Source organism: Enhydrobacter sp. (assembly GCF_030246845.1).
In the GTDB taxonomy this organism is placed as follows: domain Bacteria; phylum Pseudomonadota; class Alphaproteobacteria; order Reyranellales; family Reyranellaceae; genus Reyranella.
In genome coordinates, this window is the sequence record NZ_CP126889.1 from 5,206,983 (window position 1) to 5,221,393 (window position 14,411).

Consider the following 14,411-nt stretch of genomic DNA (forward strand, 5'->3'; position numbering starts at 1 on the left):
CCTCAGGTCAGCTCGGCAGGCTGGCTGCTGACCGAGCCATCCGCGGCGAAGACGATCTTCTCCACTTTCATCTTGGCTTCCGCAAGCTTCTGCTCGCAGTGCTGCTTCAGCAGGGCGCCACGTTCGTAGGCCGAAATGGCCTCGTCCAGCTTCACCTGCCCGCGCTCGAGCTGCTGGACGATGCCTTCCAGCTCCTTGAGGGCATCCTCGAAGGACAGGCTCGCGATATCCTTGGGCAAGGTCGGTTCTTTGGCCAATTTCGTTCTCTCAGAGTGGGCGGCGCATGCTAGCCGCCGATGCTGGCCGGGGCCAGCGGCGCGGTGGGGAAAGCATGCAAATTGAGCGGCAAAAGGGAAGTCGCGGCCGGTTCGACAACCCCTGAGGCCCAAAACCCGCGATTGCAGCATGGCGGCTTTGCATGTTCGCAGGCCAAAATCGGCTTCGCGGCGTTGCAGCAAGGCTGACGGAATGGCAGCTTTCGGACAGAAAATAAACGGCCATTCACCACAGGAGAAGAACGCACATGGGCAATGTCAGCCACCTCGTCACGCGAACCGCGGCCCTGCAGAGTTCCCTCGAGAATGGACTCGGCGAAGGCCTTCCGTCCAAGGACCGCCAGTTCGTCACCGCCTTGGCACGTGGCCTCGACATCCTCCGCGCCTTCCACGCCGGCGAGGGCATGCTGGGCAACCAGGAGATCGCCCACCGCACCGGCCTGCCCAAGCCGACCGTGGCCCGGCTCACCCATACCCTGACCGAGCTCGGCTACCTCAACTATATTCGTCGCTTCCGCAAATATGAGCTCGGTGCGTCGGTGCTGGCCCTCGGCTACGCGGCGATCTCCAGCATGGACGTCCGCCGCGCCTCGCGCGGCCCGCTCGAGCAGCTCGCGCACGCCCTCAACGCCTCGACCGCGCTGGGCGGCCGCGACCGTCACTCGATGATCTATCTCGAGGCCTGCCGCGGCCCGTCGGTCGTCGCGATCACCCACGACGTCGGCACGCGCGTGCCGATGGCCTCGACGGCGATGGGTCGAGCCTATCTCTTCTCGCTGCCCGACATCGATCGCAACAAGCACATCGACGCCATCCGCCGCCGCTGGCGCGACGACTGGACCAAAGTGAAGACCGGCATGGAGCGCTCGTTCAAGGAGCTGGCCGACCGCGGCTTCTGCGTCACCTGGGGCGACTGGCTGCCGGAGCTCTGCGGCGTCGGTGCACCGCTGCGCAACACCGACGGCACGGCCGCCTACGCCATCAATGCCTCGGCGCCGATCTATCAGATCAGCCGCGACCGGCTCGAGGCCGACTGGGGCCCGCGCCTGGTGAAGGTCGCTCGCGACATCCGTACCGCCATGGCGGCACAGCCCGCGGCGACCCAGCCGATGACGGCCGCGCCCGTGCGTCCGATGATGGGTGGCCAGCGCCCGCCGATGGCCGCGATGGCGCGCCGCTGATATCGCCGGCAAGCAGATGGCAATCCAACGACCGGCCGACGCTCGGCCGGTCGCGCCTTATGAGTTCCGCGGCTTCAACGGTCTGATCGGCCACGAGGTCGTGGCCTGGCGGCCGGGCTTCGTCGAGATGACGCTCAAGGTGCGGCCCGAGTTGTGCAACGCCAACGGCCTGCTGCATGGCGGCGTGCTGATGACGCTGCTCGACTCGGCCAGCGGCTTTGCCTGCACCTTCAACGAAACGGCGACCGCGCGGCGGCTTTCGGTGACGCTCGCCTTCACGACGCAGTTCATCAAGGCCGCGCGCGACGGCGACGTGCTGGCCATTCTCGGCGCCTGGCGCCCCTCGGCCAGCCAGAGCACCTTTGCCGCCGAGACCGAGATCTACGACCAGCGCGACGATCTGATCGCGACCGGCGCCGGGACCTTCCGCTATCTCAAGGGCGAGCGCAGCGACGGCGTGCTGCGGTTTCTCGACCGGCAAGCCGCCGAGTGAGGGTCAGGCCGTCGGCACGCCCGACGTCGTCGAATATTCGAAGTGCAGCGGCTGCTCGGGATGGACCAGCGCATAGGCCGAGCGGGCCGCGATGGCCGCCTCGGCGAAGCCGGTCAGGATGAGCTTCAGCTTGCCGGGATAGGTGACGACATCGCCGATGGCGAAAAGGCCGGGCTTGTCGGTGGCCGCGGTCGCCGGATCGACCACGATCTGGTTGCGCTCGAGCGCCACGCCCCAGTCGGCGATCGGTCCGAGCGACATGGAGAGGCCGAAGAACGGCAGCAGGATATCCGCCTCGATCTTCTTCTCCATCCCGTCGAGCGTGGCGACATTGACGGCCGTGAGCCGGCCGTCGGCACCGTCGAGGCTGTGAAGCTGATACGGAACCACGAGGTCGACCTTGCCCGCCTTTGCCAGCGCCCTGAGCTTCGCCTCGCTCTCGGGCGCGGCGCGGAACTTGGCGCGGCGATGGACCACCGACACGCGCCCCGCGATCTCGCCGAGCGACAACGCCCAGTCCACGGCGCTATCGCCGCCGCCCGCGATCACGACGCGCTTGCCGCGAAACGCCTCGCGCTGCGTGACATAGTAGAAGACGCTTTTTCCTTCGAACGTCTCGATGCCGTCGAGCGGCGGGCGATTGGGTCCGAAGGCGCCGACGCCCGCCGCCACGATCACGGCCCTGGCCTGCAGGACGGTGCCCCTGGAGGTGGTCAGCCGCCAGAAGCCGCCGGTCGTCGCCTCCAGCGACTGGACCTGCTGGCCGAGATGATAGACCGGATGGAAGGGCGCGGCCTGCGCGCGCAGCCGCACGATCAACTCGGCGGCCTCCAGGCGCGGAAAGCCGGGAATGTCGTAGATCGGCTTTTCCGGATAGAGCGCCGTGCATTGGCCGCCGACATCGTCGAGCACGTCGACGACGTGGCACTTGAGCCGCACCATGCCGCACTCGAACACGGCGAACAGGCCGACCGGCCCTGCGCCGACGATGACGACGTCGGTCTGGTGCGTGTGTCCGTTGGTCATGATCCTAAGGTGGCGGAGCCGCGCCACAAATGAAAGGCCCCGGCCGGACGATCGACCGAGGCCTGGAATTTGGTAGCTGGGGGCGGACTTGAACCGCCGACCCCGGCATTATGAGTGCCGTGCTCTAACCAGCTGAGCTACCCAGCCATGGGTGCGGGCTTTTATGCGGGTCCGGCGCGCAGAGTCAAGGAAGCGGGGATGGTCGAGCTTCAGGCCGCGAAGCGCCGGATGAAGCCGCCGCCCAGGACGCGGCTGCCGGCCGCACCGTCGTAGATGACGCAAGCCTGGCCTGGCGAAACGCCGATCTCGGGTTCGGCGAAGCGGACGGCAAGCGAAGCGGCCTTGCGGAAGACCTCGGCGGCACGCAGCGCCTGCGAGGAGCGCACACGCACCCGGACGGGCAGCGGCGCGAGCAGATCCGGGCCGAGCCAGTTCACGTCGTCGAGATCGATCTCGTGTCGACCGAGCGCCTCTCGCGGCCCGACGACGACGCGGCGCGTCTCCGGCTCGAGCCTCACGACATAGCGCGGCTCGCTGTCGGTGCCGTTGCACCCGCCCAGCGCCAGGCCGCGGCGCTGGCCGACCGTGAAGCCCATGACGCCGTCGTGCCGGCCGAGGACCTTGCCGGCCATATCGACGATCTCGCCCGGATCGTTCGCCTCGGGCCTCAGCTTCTGCACCACTGAGCGATAGTCGCCGTGCGGCACGAAGCAGATGTCCTGGCTGTCGGGCTTGTCGGCCACGGCGAGTTCGAAACGCTCGGCGAGCGCCCGCGTCTCGCTCTTGGACAGAGCGCCCAGAGGGAAGCGCAGGAGGTCGAGCTGTGCGGCCGTGGTGCCGAACAGGAAATAGCTCTGGTCGCGCCCGGGATCGCTGCCGCGATGGAGCTCCGGCCCCGCCTTTCCCATCACGCGACGGACATAGTGCCCGGTCGCCAGCGCATCGGCGCCGAGGTCCCGCGCCGTCGCGAGCAGATCGCGGAACTTCACCGTCCGATTGCAGGCGATGCAGGGGACCGGCGTCTCTCCGCGCACGTAGGAGTCGGCGAAGGCGTCCATCACCTCGCTGCGGAAGCGGCTCTCGTAGTCGAGGACGTAGTGCGGGATGCCCAGCCGGTCGGCCACCTCGCGGGCGTCGCGAATGTCCTGCCCGGCGCAGCAGGTCCCGGTCCTGCCTGTCGCTTCGCCGTGATCGTAGAGCTGCAGCGTGATTCCCACGACATCGTAGCCCTGCTCCTTCAGGAGCGCCGCCACGACCGACGAATCGACGCCGCCCGACATGGCGACGACCACGCGGGTCTCGTCCGGCGCCTTGTCGATATCGAGGGAATTGCGGGTCATGGCCGGGCCTATATAGGCGCCGGGATCGAGGCCCGCCAGCGCCGCTAGTCGCGGCGGTAGCTGGTGTCGCGCACCGCCTTGGCCACCCCGTTGCGGTCGTAGACGATCACCACCCGATCGCCCATCTGCACGTCGCCGTCGTCCGGCTGGGCGATCGTCACGCGCGAGCCGTCGTCCTTGCGCACCGTGACCTCGATGCCGCGGCGATAACCGCTGTTCTGGTCGACCGCCGTGCCGGCGATGCCGCCCGCGACCGCGCCCAGGAGGCCACCGACGACGGCGCCGCCGACCGAGTTGGTGGTGGCGGCGCCGATGGCCGCGCCGCCTGCGGCACCCAGGCCGCCGCCGACCATGGTGCCGTTGTTGAGGCCGGACCGGCCGCGCAACGGCACCTCGCGGATCGAGACGACCCGGCCGGTCTCGCCGCGATAGCCGCCGGCGCTCTGGACGACGCCGGGTTGCACGCCCTGGCTCTCACAGGCTCCGAGCATCGTCGCGAGCGCCAACGGCAGAAGCAAACCGAGAAGCCACTTCGCAGACATCGCTCTATCCTCTTTCGATTTGGGGCACAGGACGCCCCAAATCTAGTCGGTGTTACGCGAAGTGTCGCGCACGACTTTCGGCACCCCGTCGCGGCCCTGGACGATCTGCACCCGATCGCCGAGCTGGATATCGCCATCGTCACGCTGCGCGACCGTGACCTTCTGGCCGTCGTCCCTCTGCACCGTCACCTCGATTCCCTGGCCGCCATAGGCGCCGCCGCCGTGATGGCTGTCGAAGATCGTGCCCACGATCGCGCCGCCGATGGCGCCGAGCAGGCCGCCCACGATGCCGCTGCCCAGCGTATGGCCGGTGACCGCCCCGATCGTCGCGCCGCCCGCGCCGCCCAGCAGACCACCGAGCATGGCACCGTTGCCCGACCGTCCTCCCGAGCCGCGAAGACCGACCTCGTTGATCGACACGACGCGGCCCCTCTCGCCGATCGCGGCCGCCTGCGGCTGCGAGCCGGCATATGTCGGCCCCGACATCGGCCCGCCGGTCGCCGACGCGTTCTGAACATAGCCCTGGTTGGAGCCATAGCCGGGATTGGGCACGTAGGTCTGGCTTGCGCCGGGATAGCCCGGCGACGGGCCGGATCGGCTGACAATGCCGGGCTGGACGCCGTTGGATGCGCACGCCGCAAGGCCTGCTGCCATCACGAGTGGCAGCGCCGATCTCAGCAAGCTGTTGCCCCTCATAGTCCCCTCCAGCACCACTGTACGGAAGGAATTGAGACCGATTTGGGGCAGTCCGTCAGCCTCTCTCTTCGATCCAGGCGGCCTGGATCGCTTCGAGGATCTTCTCGTTGGAGCGCCCCGCGTCGTCGTCGAAGTCCGGCAATTCCATCACCCAGCGGTGCAAATCGGTGAATCGCAGATTGACATTGTCGGCGTCGGGATGGCGTTCCTCAAGCTCTATCGCGATATCTTGAACGTCGGTCCAGCGCAGCTTCCGGGCCATTGCCTCCCCCTACTTGTCGACCATCATGTTGCGGGTCGCCGCGGGCAGTTTCACGACCAGCCCGTCGAGCGCTTCGCTCATGCGGATCTGGCAGCCGAGGCGCGACGTATGGGTCAGCCCGAAAGCGAGGTCCAGCATGTCCTCCTCGTCCTCGCTCGCCGGCGAAAGCTTGGCGAACCATTGCGGTTCGACGACGACATGACACGTCGAGCAGGCGAGCGAGCCTTCGCAGGCCCCCTCGATATCGACACCGTTGCGATGGGCGATCTCGAGCACCGACAGGCCGATCGGGGCATCCACCTCCTTGCGCGTCCCGTCCTTCAGAATGAACGTCATCTTCGGCATCGAAACGACCTCGTCACTCTCCGACCCGGCGTTCCAGGTCGCTCATCGACAGCCCCGACAGCGCCTCGCGGATGCCGCGATCCATGCGCCGTTCGGCGAACGGCTTGGCAAGCGCCTCGAGAGCCTCCGCCGCGGCATTGATCTCCTCGCGATCCTCCCCGGCCATCGCCGTCTCGAGGCGGCGGCGCGCCTCGTCGAGCACACCGCGCTCCTCGTCCGAGAGCAGATTGCCATCCCTGGCGAGCGCGCCTTCGAGCGCCAGCAGGTTCCGCCGGGCTTCGATCCGCGCCTCCGTCAGCAGACGCTGCGTCATGTCCTCCTCGGCATGCTCGAGGCTGTCGTAGAGCATGTCGGCCATGTCCTCGTGGCTGAGGCCGTAGGACGGCTTCACCTCGATGCGCTGCGCCACGCCCGTGGTGCGCTCCTGCGCCGACACGGTGAGCAGACCGTCGGCATCGACGGCGAAGGTCACGCGGATGCGCGCAGCGCCCGCGGTCATGGGCGGGATGCCGATCAGCTCGAAGCGGGCGAGGCTGCGGCAATCGGCGACCATCTCGCGCTCGCCCTGCACGACATGGATCGCCATCGCCGTCTGGCCGTCCTGATAGGTGGTGAACTCCTGCGCGAGCTGCACCGGGATCGGCGTGTTGCGCGGCACGACCTTCTCGACGAGCCCGCCCATCGTCTCCAGCCCCAGCGAGAGCGGCGTGACGTCGAGCAGCAGCGTATCGGAGCCGCCGGTCAGCGCCTCGGCCTGCAGGGCCGCGCCCAGCGCCACGACCTCGTCGGGATCGATGTCGACGAGCGGCGGCTTGCCGGTCATCTCGGCAACGCGGCGGCGCACCAGCGGCACCCTCGTCGAGCCGCCGACCAGCACGACGCCGTGGATCTCGCCGGCCGCCATCGCGGCATCGGCCAGCACGTGCCGCGCGATCTCGATGGTGCGGCGGACAAGGCCGTCGATCATGGCGTCGAACTCGGCGCGGGTGATCGCATGGAAGGATGGCACGCCGCCCAGTTCCAGGCGCCCCGAGGTCCTGTCGCGCTCGGACAACTGCTCCTTCATCTGCCGCGCGAGCGCGAGCGCCGTCTTCACCGCGCCCTCGTCGATCTGCTCGGCGATGCCGTCGCGCTTGCGCTCGGCCAGCATGCGCTCGGCCAGCGCGCGATCGAAATCGTCGCCGCCCAGCGCCGTGTCGCCGCCGGTCGCGAGGACCTGGAACACGCCCTTCTCCAGCCGCAGCAGCGAGAAGTCGAAAGTGCCCCCGCCGAGGTCGTAGACCGCGTAGAGCCCCTCCGATCCCTTGTCGAGACCGTAGGCCAGGGCCGCCGCGGTGGGCTCGTTGACCAGCCGGAGCACCTCGAGCCCGGCGACGCGCGCGGCGTCGCGCGTGGCCGTGCGCGCGGCATCGTCGAAGTAAGCCGGCACGGTGATGACCGCGCGCTCCACGGGCTTGTCGAGCGCCGCCTCGGCGCGTTGACGCAAAGCCTTCAGGATCTCGGCCGAGATCTCGACCGGCGAACGGGGCTTGCCGGCGATGCGCAGCTTCACCATGTCCGTCTCGCCGCTGCCCGGCTCGATCTCGTAGGGCAGCACGCCGGCCACCGCGTGGAGATCGGCCGCACCTCGTCCCATGAGGCGCTTCACCGATGCCACCACATTACGGGGCTCCTGCGCCATCAGCACGCGCGCCCGATCGCCCACCACGACGCCGCCCGACTGCGGGTAGCCCACCACCGACGGCACCAGCGACCGGCCCGTCTCGTCGTGCAGGGCGGCGGGCTTGCCGTCGCGTGCGATCGCCACCACGGAATTGGTCGTGCCGAGATCGATGCCGACCGCCAGCGTGCCCTCGCCGGCATGTGGCAGGGGCGTCTCGCCCGGTTCGTGGATCTCAAGCAGGGTCATGCCTTCGCTCGTTCGAGATTGGTCCGTCGCGCCCGCGCTTCCTCGGCGAACTTGTCGAGATAGCGCAGGCGAAGGAGCGCTTTTCTGAGAGCGCCCCTGTCGTCCCGCGAGAACAAACCGGAGAGGGCCGACAGCGCATTCGCCATGTCGCCGCGCGCCTTCCCGGCCAACGCCTCGACGGCCTCGATCGTGTCCGCCTCCTGCAACGCCTCGCGCGCCTCCATGGCCTCCATGAGAAGCTCGGGATCGTCGATGGTCTTGCCGTCACCCGGGAGCTCGACCCCCTTGAGGCCCGCGAGATAGATCGCGCGGCTCAGCGGGTCCTTCAGCGTGCGGTAGGCGTCGTTCAGCGCCGCCGCCTCGGCGGATGCCCGCGCCTTCTCCTCAGGCGGTCTGGCGACGAAGCGGTCGGGATGCCACTGGCGCTGTCGGGCGAAGTAGGCCTTGTCGAGCTCGGCGGCCTCCAAATCGAGCGCCGCCGGCATTCCCAGCCGCGCGAAATGATCCATGATCCCGACGCTTCGGTCTGTCAGACGTGAAAGGACTCACCGCAGCCGCAGCGCCCCTTCTCGTTCGGATTCCTGAACACGAAGCCCGACTTCAGCTTCTCTTCCGTATAGTCCATCTCGGTGCCGATCACGAACAGCGAGGCCTTGGGATCGATCAGGAGCTTGATCCCCGCCGTGTCGACCACCTCGTCCATCGGCTCCTGCTTGTCGGCGAATTCCAGCGTGTAGGAGAGACCGGAGCACCCCTTGCTGCGCACACCGATGCGGATGCCGGCGGTCGGCTTGCCGCGGCCTTCGATCAGCGCCTTCACCCGCTCGGCCGCAGCCGGCGTCACCGTCATCACCTGCGGGCGCGGACGGCGCGGCCTCGGCGCTACGGCAGGCTTGGGGGCATCCGTGACGATCGGCGTGCTCATGAACTCTGCTCCGAACTCGATATCATCACCTGGCCGTTACTTGGCGGCGACGGTCACCGTCTCGTCCTGCGTCGCAGGCTCCGCCTTCTTCGCGGTCTTGGCGCGATAGTCGGCGATGGCGGCCTTGATCGCATCCTCGGCCAGGACCGAGCAGTGAATCTTCACCGGCGGCAGCGCCAGGTGCTTGGCGATGTCGGTGTTCTTGATCGTCTCGGCCTCGTCGATCGTCTTGCCCTTCACCCATTCGGTGACGAGCGAGGAGGAGGCGATCGCCGAGCCGCAGCCGAACGTCTTGAACTTGGCATCCTCGATCAGGCCGTCGGCGCCGACCCTGATCTGCAGCTTCATCACGTCGCCGCAGGCCGGGGCACCCACCAGACCGGTGCCGACATCCTCGGAATTCTTGTCGAGCGACCCGATGTTGCGCGGGTTCTCGTAGTGATCGATCAGCTTCTCGCTGTAGGCCATGACATTCTCCTCAGAGCTCTTCCGGCGACGCTAGTGCGCCGCCCATTCGATGGACTTCAGGTCGATGCCCTCCTGGGCCATTTCCCAGAGCGGGCTCATCTGCCGCAACTTGGTGACGTGGCGCACCAGCTCGTCGACCGCCGTGTCCACTTCCTGCTCGGTCGTGAACCGGCCGAGGCCGATGCGCAGCGACGTATGCGCCAGTTCCTCGTCGACGCCGAGCGCGCGCAGCACGTAGCTCGGCTCCAGCGAGGCCGACGTGCAGGCCGATCCGGACGAGACCGACAGCCCCTTGATTCCCATCATCAGCGACTCGCCCTCGACATAGGCGAAGCTGATGTTGAGATTGCCCGGAATGCGCTGGTCGAGGTCGCCGTTCACGTAGATTTCCGGCAGCCTGGCCTGCAGCCCTTTCAGCATGCGGTCGCGCAGCTTCGTGAGCCGCCTGGCCTCGGCGTCCATCTCCTTCATGCAGATCTCGGCGGCCTCGCCGAGACCCACGCACAGCGGCGTCGGCAGCGTGCCGGAGCGGAAGCCGCGCTCCTGGCCGCCGCCGTTGATCAGGGCGACCAGCCGCACGCGCGGCCTGCGACGGACATAGAGCGCACCGATGCCCTTGGGTCCGTAGATCTTGTGGCCCGAGATGCTCATCAGGTCGATGTTCATGGCGTTGACGTCGAGCGGGATCTTGCCCGCCGCCTGCGCGGCATCGGTATGGAAGAACGCGCCCTTCTCGCGGCAGATCTTGCCGATCTCGGCCAGCGGCTGGATGACGCCGATCTCGTTGTTCACGGCCATCACCGACACGACGACCGTCTTGTCGGTCACCGCCGCGCGAAGCGTCTCGAGATCGACCAGGCCGTTCTTCCGCACCGGCAGATAGGTGACCGCGAAGCCCTGCTGCTCGAGATGGCGGCAGGTGTCGAGCACGCATTTGTGCTCCGTCACCGTGGTCACGATATGGTTGCGCCGATCCTTGTAGAACTCGGCAACGCCCTTGATCGCGAGGTTGTTCGATTCGGTGGCGCCCGAGGTGTAGATGATCTCCTTCTCGTCGGCGCCGATCAGCTTCGCGACCTGCGCCCGCGCCTTCTCGACGGCCTCCTCGGCCTCCCAGCCGTAGGCATGGCTGCGCGAATGGGCATTGCCGAACTTGTAGGTGAAGTACGGCATCATGGCTTCGAGGACGCGCGGATCGAGCGGCGTGGTGGCCTGATAGTCGAGGTAGATCGGCTGATCGTTGCGCCGGATCTGTGCGAAAGCGTTCATGCTAACCCCTTGAAATCCCTACGCAGCCTGGGCCCGGGAGATATCCGAGTGCGCTACTCGGACATATAGGTCCCGCCAGGCGGCGATCAAGCGTTCGATATCCCCGGGAGTCGTATTCCAGCCGAGGCTGATGCGGATGGCGGTGGCCGCCTCGGCTGCAGGCACGCCCATGGCCTCCAGCACGGCCGACCGTCCGACCTTGCCGGAAGAGCAGGCCGCGCCTGCCGAGACGCAGATGCCCGCCAGATCCAGCGCCATGACCTGGGTCTCGGCCTTCACACCCGGCATGGACAGGCAGCTTGTATTGCCGACCCGCGGCGCATCCGCACCGTACACAGCGGCACCCGGCGCGATCCGCCCGATCTCGGCTTCCAGCCGATCCCGCAGCCCGGTCACGTCCAGTCCGGAAAGTGCCGCTTCGGCAGCCGCTCCAAAACCGGCGATCCCCGCCACATTCTCCGTGCCGGCGCGCCGATAGCGCTCCTGCCCGCCGCCCCGCCGGTCCGGCTGCAGGGGCGCGCCGTCGCGCACGATCAGCGCGCCCACGCCTGCGGGCCCGCCGAGCTTGTGCGCCGAAAGGCTGAGATAGTCGACGCCCAGCCCGTGGAAATCGACCGCTGCCTTGCCCGCGCCCTGGACCGCGTCGCAGTGCACGAGAGCGCCGGCCGACCGGGCGAGACGCACGACCTCGGCGATCGGCTGCAGCACGCCCGTCTCGTTGTTGGCGAACATCACCGAGACGAGCGCCGGCGAAGCGGTCCCGCCGAGCAGGCGCTCGAGAAGTGCCAGATCGACGACGCCCCGACGATCGACCGGAACGATCCCGGCATCGGGAGCAGCCTTCAGCACGCTGTCGTGCTCGACGGCGGAGACCAGGATCCGTGCCCGCCCGGCACCGGCCAGCGCCATGTTGTTCGCTTCCGTGCCGCCCGATGTGAAGACGACCTCGGACGGCAGCGCGCCGGCCAGAACCGCCACGCTGCGGCGTGCCGCCTCGATGCGGGCGCGCGCGGCGCGTCCGGCCCGATGGACCGACGACGGATTGCCGCCCAGCCGCAACGCCTCGATCATGGCGTCGAGCGCCACCGGCCGCAGCGGGCTGGTGGCGTTGTGATCGAGATATACCGACCGAGCGCTCATCGGAAAATCAGCCGGCCGCCGCCATCGAATCGTTGTTGGCGGGCGGCGGCGCCTCGGCCAGGCGCGGCGTGATCCTCCGCTCGAGCACGTCCGACAGCGTGACCGAGGCCAGGAACATGTGAATCTGATTGCCCAGCTCCTCCCACAGATCGTGGGTCAGGCACTTGCTGCGGTCGGTCCGGCATCCCGGCGCGCCCATTTCCGTGCAGCGCGTCGCCGAGATCGGCTCGTCGACCGCAAGGATGATCTCCGACACCCGGGTCTCGCTGGAGGCCCGCGCCAGGCGATAGCCGCCGCCCGGCCCGCGCACGCTCTTCACCAGCTCGGCGCGCCGCAGGCGGGCAAAAAGCTGCTCGAGATAGGACAGAGAAATTTCCTGTCGTGCCGCGATGTCCGACAGCGACACGGGCTTGGACTGTGCATGACGGGCCAGATCGACCATCGCCATCACGGCATAACGACCCTTGGTGCTGAGCTTCACAGCATCCTCCTCGCGCCGGACTGACCCGGCTGTCGCTTCCGAACGCCTAAAGGTCTTGAAAACCAAGGCGTTGCTACGATATTCCAGCCCCCCGAAACACAGGAGCCTCGAAAAACCAACTACGTTTGTTGGGTTTAGTAAACCCGACTAGGTTGGTCAAGTATCAAGTAATCCTGCAGAATGCTGCTGTCGGCCACCACCGGCGGCCGTAGGCGGCCAATAATGACGAAGAACCGGAGTCTCCATGCCTGACGTGATGTTTACCGGCCCGGAAGGTCGCCTCGAGGGCCGCTATCATCAGAGCAAGGAGGAGCATGCGCCGATCGCGCTGATCCTCCATCCTCATCCCCAATATGGCGGCACGATGAACCACAAGGTGGTCTTCTCGCTGTTCCACGTGTTCGTGAATCGTGGCTTCTCGGTCCTGCGCTTCAACACGCGCGGCGTGGGGCGCAGCCAGGGCCGCTTCGACAACGGCATGGGCGAGCTGAGCGACGCCGCGGCGGCGCTGGACTGGCTGCAGACGATGAACGCCGACGCCAAGTCCTGCTGGATCGCCGGCTATTCGTTCGGGGCGTGGATCGGCATGCAGCTCCTGATGCGCCGGCCGGAGATCGACTGCTTCATATCGGTCGCGCCGCCGGCCAATTCCTACGATTTCAGCTTCCTCGCCCCCTGCCCGTCCTCGGGCCTGATCGTGGGCGCCGAAAGGGACGAGGTGGTGCCTGTGGCCGACATCCAGAAGCTGGTGGCGCGGCTGTCGCTGCAAAAGGGCATCACGGTGGAATCGCGCACCATCAAGGGCGCCAACCACTTCTTCCACGACTCGCTCGACAAGCTCGCGGTCGAGGTCGACAAGTATGTCGCCCGGTGCCTGATCAACCCGCCCGGCCGGGCAACATCGAACAAGGAACCGTAGCCGGCGACAAGCTACGGCAGGTGCAGGCGGCCGCCCGTCTGCGGCTTCGCCACCCCGGTCGTCGTCGGAAAGGTGAGCGGCAGGCCGCGCAGCGAGCGCACGGCCAGGAAGCCGAAGGCCTGCGCCTCGATCGCATCGCCATCCCAGCCCAGCGAGTCGGCGGCAAGGACCCGGCCCTGCGTCTCTTCCGCGATCGCCCGCAGCAGCGTCGGATTGCGGGCGCCGCCGCCCGAGATGATCCACTGGGTGACGGGCTGCGGAAAATGACGGGCTGCGAGCGCGATCCCGCGCGCCGTGCCGCGGGTGAGCGTGGCCGCTCCGTCGGCGACACCGAGCCCATCGGCCCACGAGTCGTTGAAGTCGCCGCGATCGAGGGACTTCGGCGGCCTGCGGCTGAAGAAGCGATGCTCGCTGAAACGCTCGAGCCGCGCGCGATCGACCTTGCCTGCGGCGGCCAGCGCGCCGTCCCGGTCGAAGCGGGCGCCGGCCCGCCGCACGCACCAGTCGTCGATCGGGGCGTTGCCGGGGCCGGTATCGAAAGCGAGCAGTGTCCCGTCGGCCCCCACCCAGGTGACGTTGGCGACGCCGCCGACATTCACCACGGCCAGCGGCCGGCGAAGGTCGCGCGCGAGGGCGGCATGGTAGACGGGCACGAGCGGCGCCCCCTGCCCGCCCGCGGCCACATCCGCCTGGCGCAGATCATTCACCACTTTCACGCCCAGCGCCTTCGCCAGCGCCGCGCCATCGCCTATTTGCCAGGTGAACTGCTTCTCGGGCCGGTGCGTGATCGTCTGCCCGTGAAATCCCACGACCCCGAGCGACGGGAGCGCGATGCGGTGCGTTTCCGCGGCACGCCGCACCGCCTCGATATGGGCGTCGGTGACCGCCCGTTCGGCCGCGCGCGTCGCGTCGTTGGCGGTCTCCATGCCGAACGCCGCCCGGATGAGCCGCCGGGTCTCGTCCGGATAGGCAATAGTGGCGCTGGGGCCGACCGAGGCGATCTGCTCGCCGTCGGTCTCGATCACAGCCACGTCGATACCATCGACCGACGTTCCGCTCATGAGGCCGAGGGCGCGCAACACAGGCGCAGACATCCGGTATGCGTTCCGTTGAGGGACTGGCCGGCCCGTGTTACACCGC

Annotated in this window: 18 protein-coding genes and 1 tRNA gene; 3 read left to right on the forward strand and 16 right to left on the reverse strand. The window is 68.0% G+C overall.

The window, feature by feature from the left end:
* Window positions 1-2: 2 nt before the first annotated feature.
* Window positions 3-257 (reverse strand): exodeoxyribonuclease VII small subunit, encoded by a 255-nt coding sequence (locus OJF58_RS25875; protein WP_300780752.1) that lies wholly within the window; start codon window positions 255-257, stop codon window positions 3-5.
* 266 nt (window positions 258-523) lie between these two features.
* On the opposite strand from OJF58_RS25875, the gene OJF58_RS25880 reads away from it, so the two are divergent.
* Window positions 524-1,456: an IclR family transcriptional regulator gene (locus tag OJF58_RS25880; RefSeq protein WP_300780753.1), complete on the forward strand. Its 933-nt coding sequence runs from the start codon at window positions 524-526 to the stop codon at window positions 1,454-1,456.
* Window positions 1,457-1,472: 16 nt separating this feature from the next.
* Window positions 1,473-1,949, forward strand: coding sequence for a PaaI family thioesterase (locus OJF58_RS25885; RefSeq protein ID WP_300780754.1), 477 nt, complete (start codon window positions 1,473-1,475; stop codon window positions 1,947-1,949).
* A gap of 3 nt (window positions 1,950-1,952) precedes the next feature.
* Here the strand turns inward: OJF58_RS25885 and OJF58_RS25890 are convergent, their stop codons facing one another.
* The 14 genes from OJF58_RS25890 to OJF58_RS25955 all read right to left on the reverse strand — a co-directional run bounded on the left by OJF58_RS25890 (window position 1,953) and on the right by OJF58_RS25955 (window position 12,352).
* Window positions 1,953-2,975, reverse strand: a complete 1,023-nt coding sequence (locus tag OJF58_RS25890) for an NAD(P)/FAD-dependent oxidoreductase (protein ID WP_300780755.1) — start codon at window positions 2,973-2,975, stop codon at window positions 1,953-1,955.
* A 70-nt stretch (window positions 2,976-3,045) separates the two neighbouring features.
* Window positions 3,046-3,122 (reverse strand) — tRNA-Met (locus tag OJF58_RS25895).
* A gap of 62 nt (window positions 3,123-3,184) precedes the next feature.
* The gene (gene mnmA, locus OJF58_RS25900; protein ID WP_300780756.1) at window positions 3,185-4,315 is read right to left on the reverse strand and encodes a tRNA 2-thiouridine(34) synthase MnmA; all 1,131 of its coding nucleotides are present in this window, start codon (window positions 4,313-4,315) and stop codon (window positions 3,185-3,187) included.
* A 44-nt stretch (window positions 4,316-4,359) separates the two neighbouring features.
* On the reverse strand, window positions 4,360-4,857 hold the full coding sequence (locus OJF58_RS25905; RefSeq protein WP_300785420.1) for a glycine zipper domain-containing protein: 498 nt from the start codon (window positions 4,855-4,857) through the stop codon (window positions 4,360-4,362).
* Window positions 4,858-4,899: 42 nt separating this feature from the next.
* Complete coding sequence (locus OJF58_RS25910; protein WP_300780757.1) at window positions 4,900-5,553, reverse strand: hypothetical protein; 654 nt, start codon at window positions 5,551-5,553, stop codon at window positions 4,900-4,902.
* Between the two features lie 55 nt (window positions 5,554-5,608).
* Window positions 5,609-5,815, reverse strand: a complete 207-nt coding sequence (gene iscX / locus OJF58_RS25915; protein WP_300780758.1) for a Fe-S cluster assembly protein IscX — start codon at window positions 5,813-5,815, stop codon at window positions 5,609-5,611.
* A 9-nt stretch (window positions 5,816-5,824) separates the two neighbouring features.
* Window positions 5,825-6,160, reverse strand: a complete 336-nt coding sequence (locus OJF58_RS25920) for a ferredoxin family 2Fe-2S iron-sulfur cluster binding protein (RefSeq protein WP_300780759.1) — start codon at window positions 6,158-6,160, stop codon at window positions 5,825-5,827.
* Window positions 6,161-6,173: 13 nt separating this feature from the next.
* Window positions 6,174-8,069, reverse strand: a complete 1,896-nt coding sequence (hscA, locus tag OJF58_RS25925; protein ID WP_300780760.1) for a Fe-S protein assembly chaperone HscA — start codon at window positions 8,067-8,069, stop codon at window positions 6,174-6,176.
* A complete protein-coding gene (hscB, locus tag OJF58_RS25930; protein WP_300780761.1) occupies window positions 8,066-8,578 on the reverse strand; it encodes a Fe-S protein assembly co-chaperone HscB in 513 nt (170 codons plus the stop codon). Before hscB ends, hscA begins: the two co-directional genes overlap by 4 nt.
* A gap of 20 nt (window positions 8,579-8,598) precedes the next feature.
* Window positions 8,599-8,994, reverse strand: coding sequence for an iron-sulfur cluster assembly accessory protein (locus OJF58_RS25935; protein ID WP_300780762.1), 396 nt, complete (start codon window positions 8,992-8,994; stop codon window positions 8,599-8,601).
* A 36-nt stretch (window positions 8,995-9,030) separates the two neighbouring features.
* Window positions 9,031-9,462, reverse strand: a complete 432-nt coding sequence (iscU, locus tag OJF58_RS25940) for a Fe-S cluster assembly scaffold IscU (RefSeq protein WP_300780763.1) — start codon at window positions 9,460-9,462, stop codon at window positions 9,031-9,033.
* A 30-nt stretch (window positions 9,463-9,492) separates the two neighbouring features.
* Window positions 9,493-10,731: an IscS subfamily cysteine desulfurase gene (locus tag OJF58_RS25945; protein WP_300780765.1), complete on the reverse strand. Its 1,239-nt coding sequence runs from the start codon at window positions 10,729-10,731 to the stop codon at window positions 9,493-9,495.
* A gap of 18 nt (window positions 10,732-10,749) precedes the next feature.
* Window positions 10,750-11,871 carry a cysteine desulfurase family protein gene (locus OJF58_RS25950; protein WP_300780766.1) on the reverse strand — a complete coding sequence of 374 codons (1,122 nt, stop codon included), beginning with the start codon at window positions 11,869-11,871 and terminating at the stop codon, window positions 10,750-10,752.
* A 7-nt stretch (window positions 11,872-11,878) separates the two neighbouring features.
* Window positions 11,879-12,352 carry an Rrf2 family transcriptional regulator gene (locus OJF58_RS25955; protein ID WP_300780768.1) on the reverse strand — a complete coding sequence of 158 codons (474 nt, stop codon included), beginning with the start codon at window positions 12,350-12,352 and terminating at the stop codon, window positions 11,879-11,881.
* A gap of 244 nt (window positions 12,353-12,596) precedes the next feature.
* Here OJF58_RS25955 and OJF58_RS25960 point away from each other — a divergent pair, with 244 nt between their 5' ends.
* Window positions 12,597-13,271: an alpha/beta hydrolase gene (locus OJF58_RS25960; protein WP_300780769.1), complete on the forward strand. Its 675-nt coding sequence runs from the start codon at window positions 12,597-12,599 to the stop codon at window positions 13,269-13,271.
* An 11-nt stretch (window positions 13,272-13,282) separates the two neighbouring features.
* Here the strand turns inward: OJF58_RS25960 and OJF58_RS25965 are convergent, their stop codons facing one another.
* Window positions 13,283-14,365: an anhydro-N-acetylmuramic acid kinase gene (locus OJF58_RS25965; RefSeq protein WP_300780771.1), complete on the reverse strand. Its 1,083-nt coding sequence runs from the start codon at window positions 14,363-14,365 to the stop codon at window positions 13,283-13,285.
* Between the last annotated feature and the right edge of the window lie 46 nt (window positions 14,366-14,411).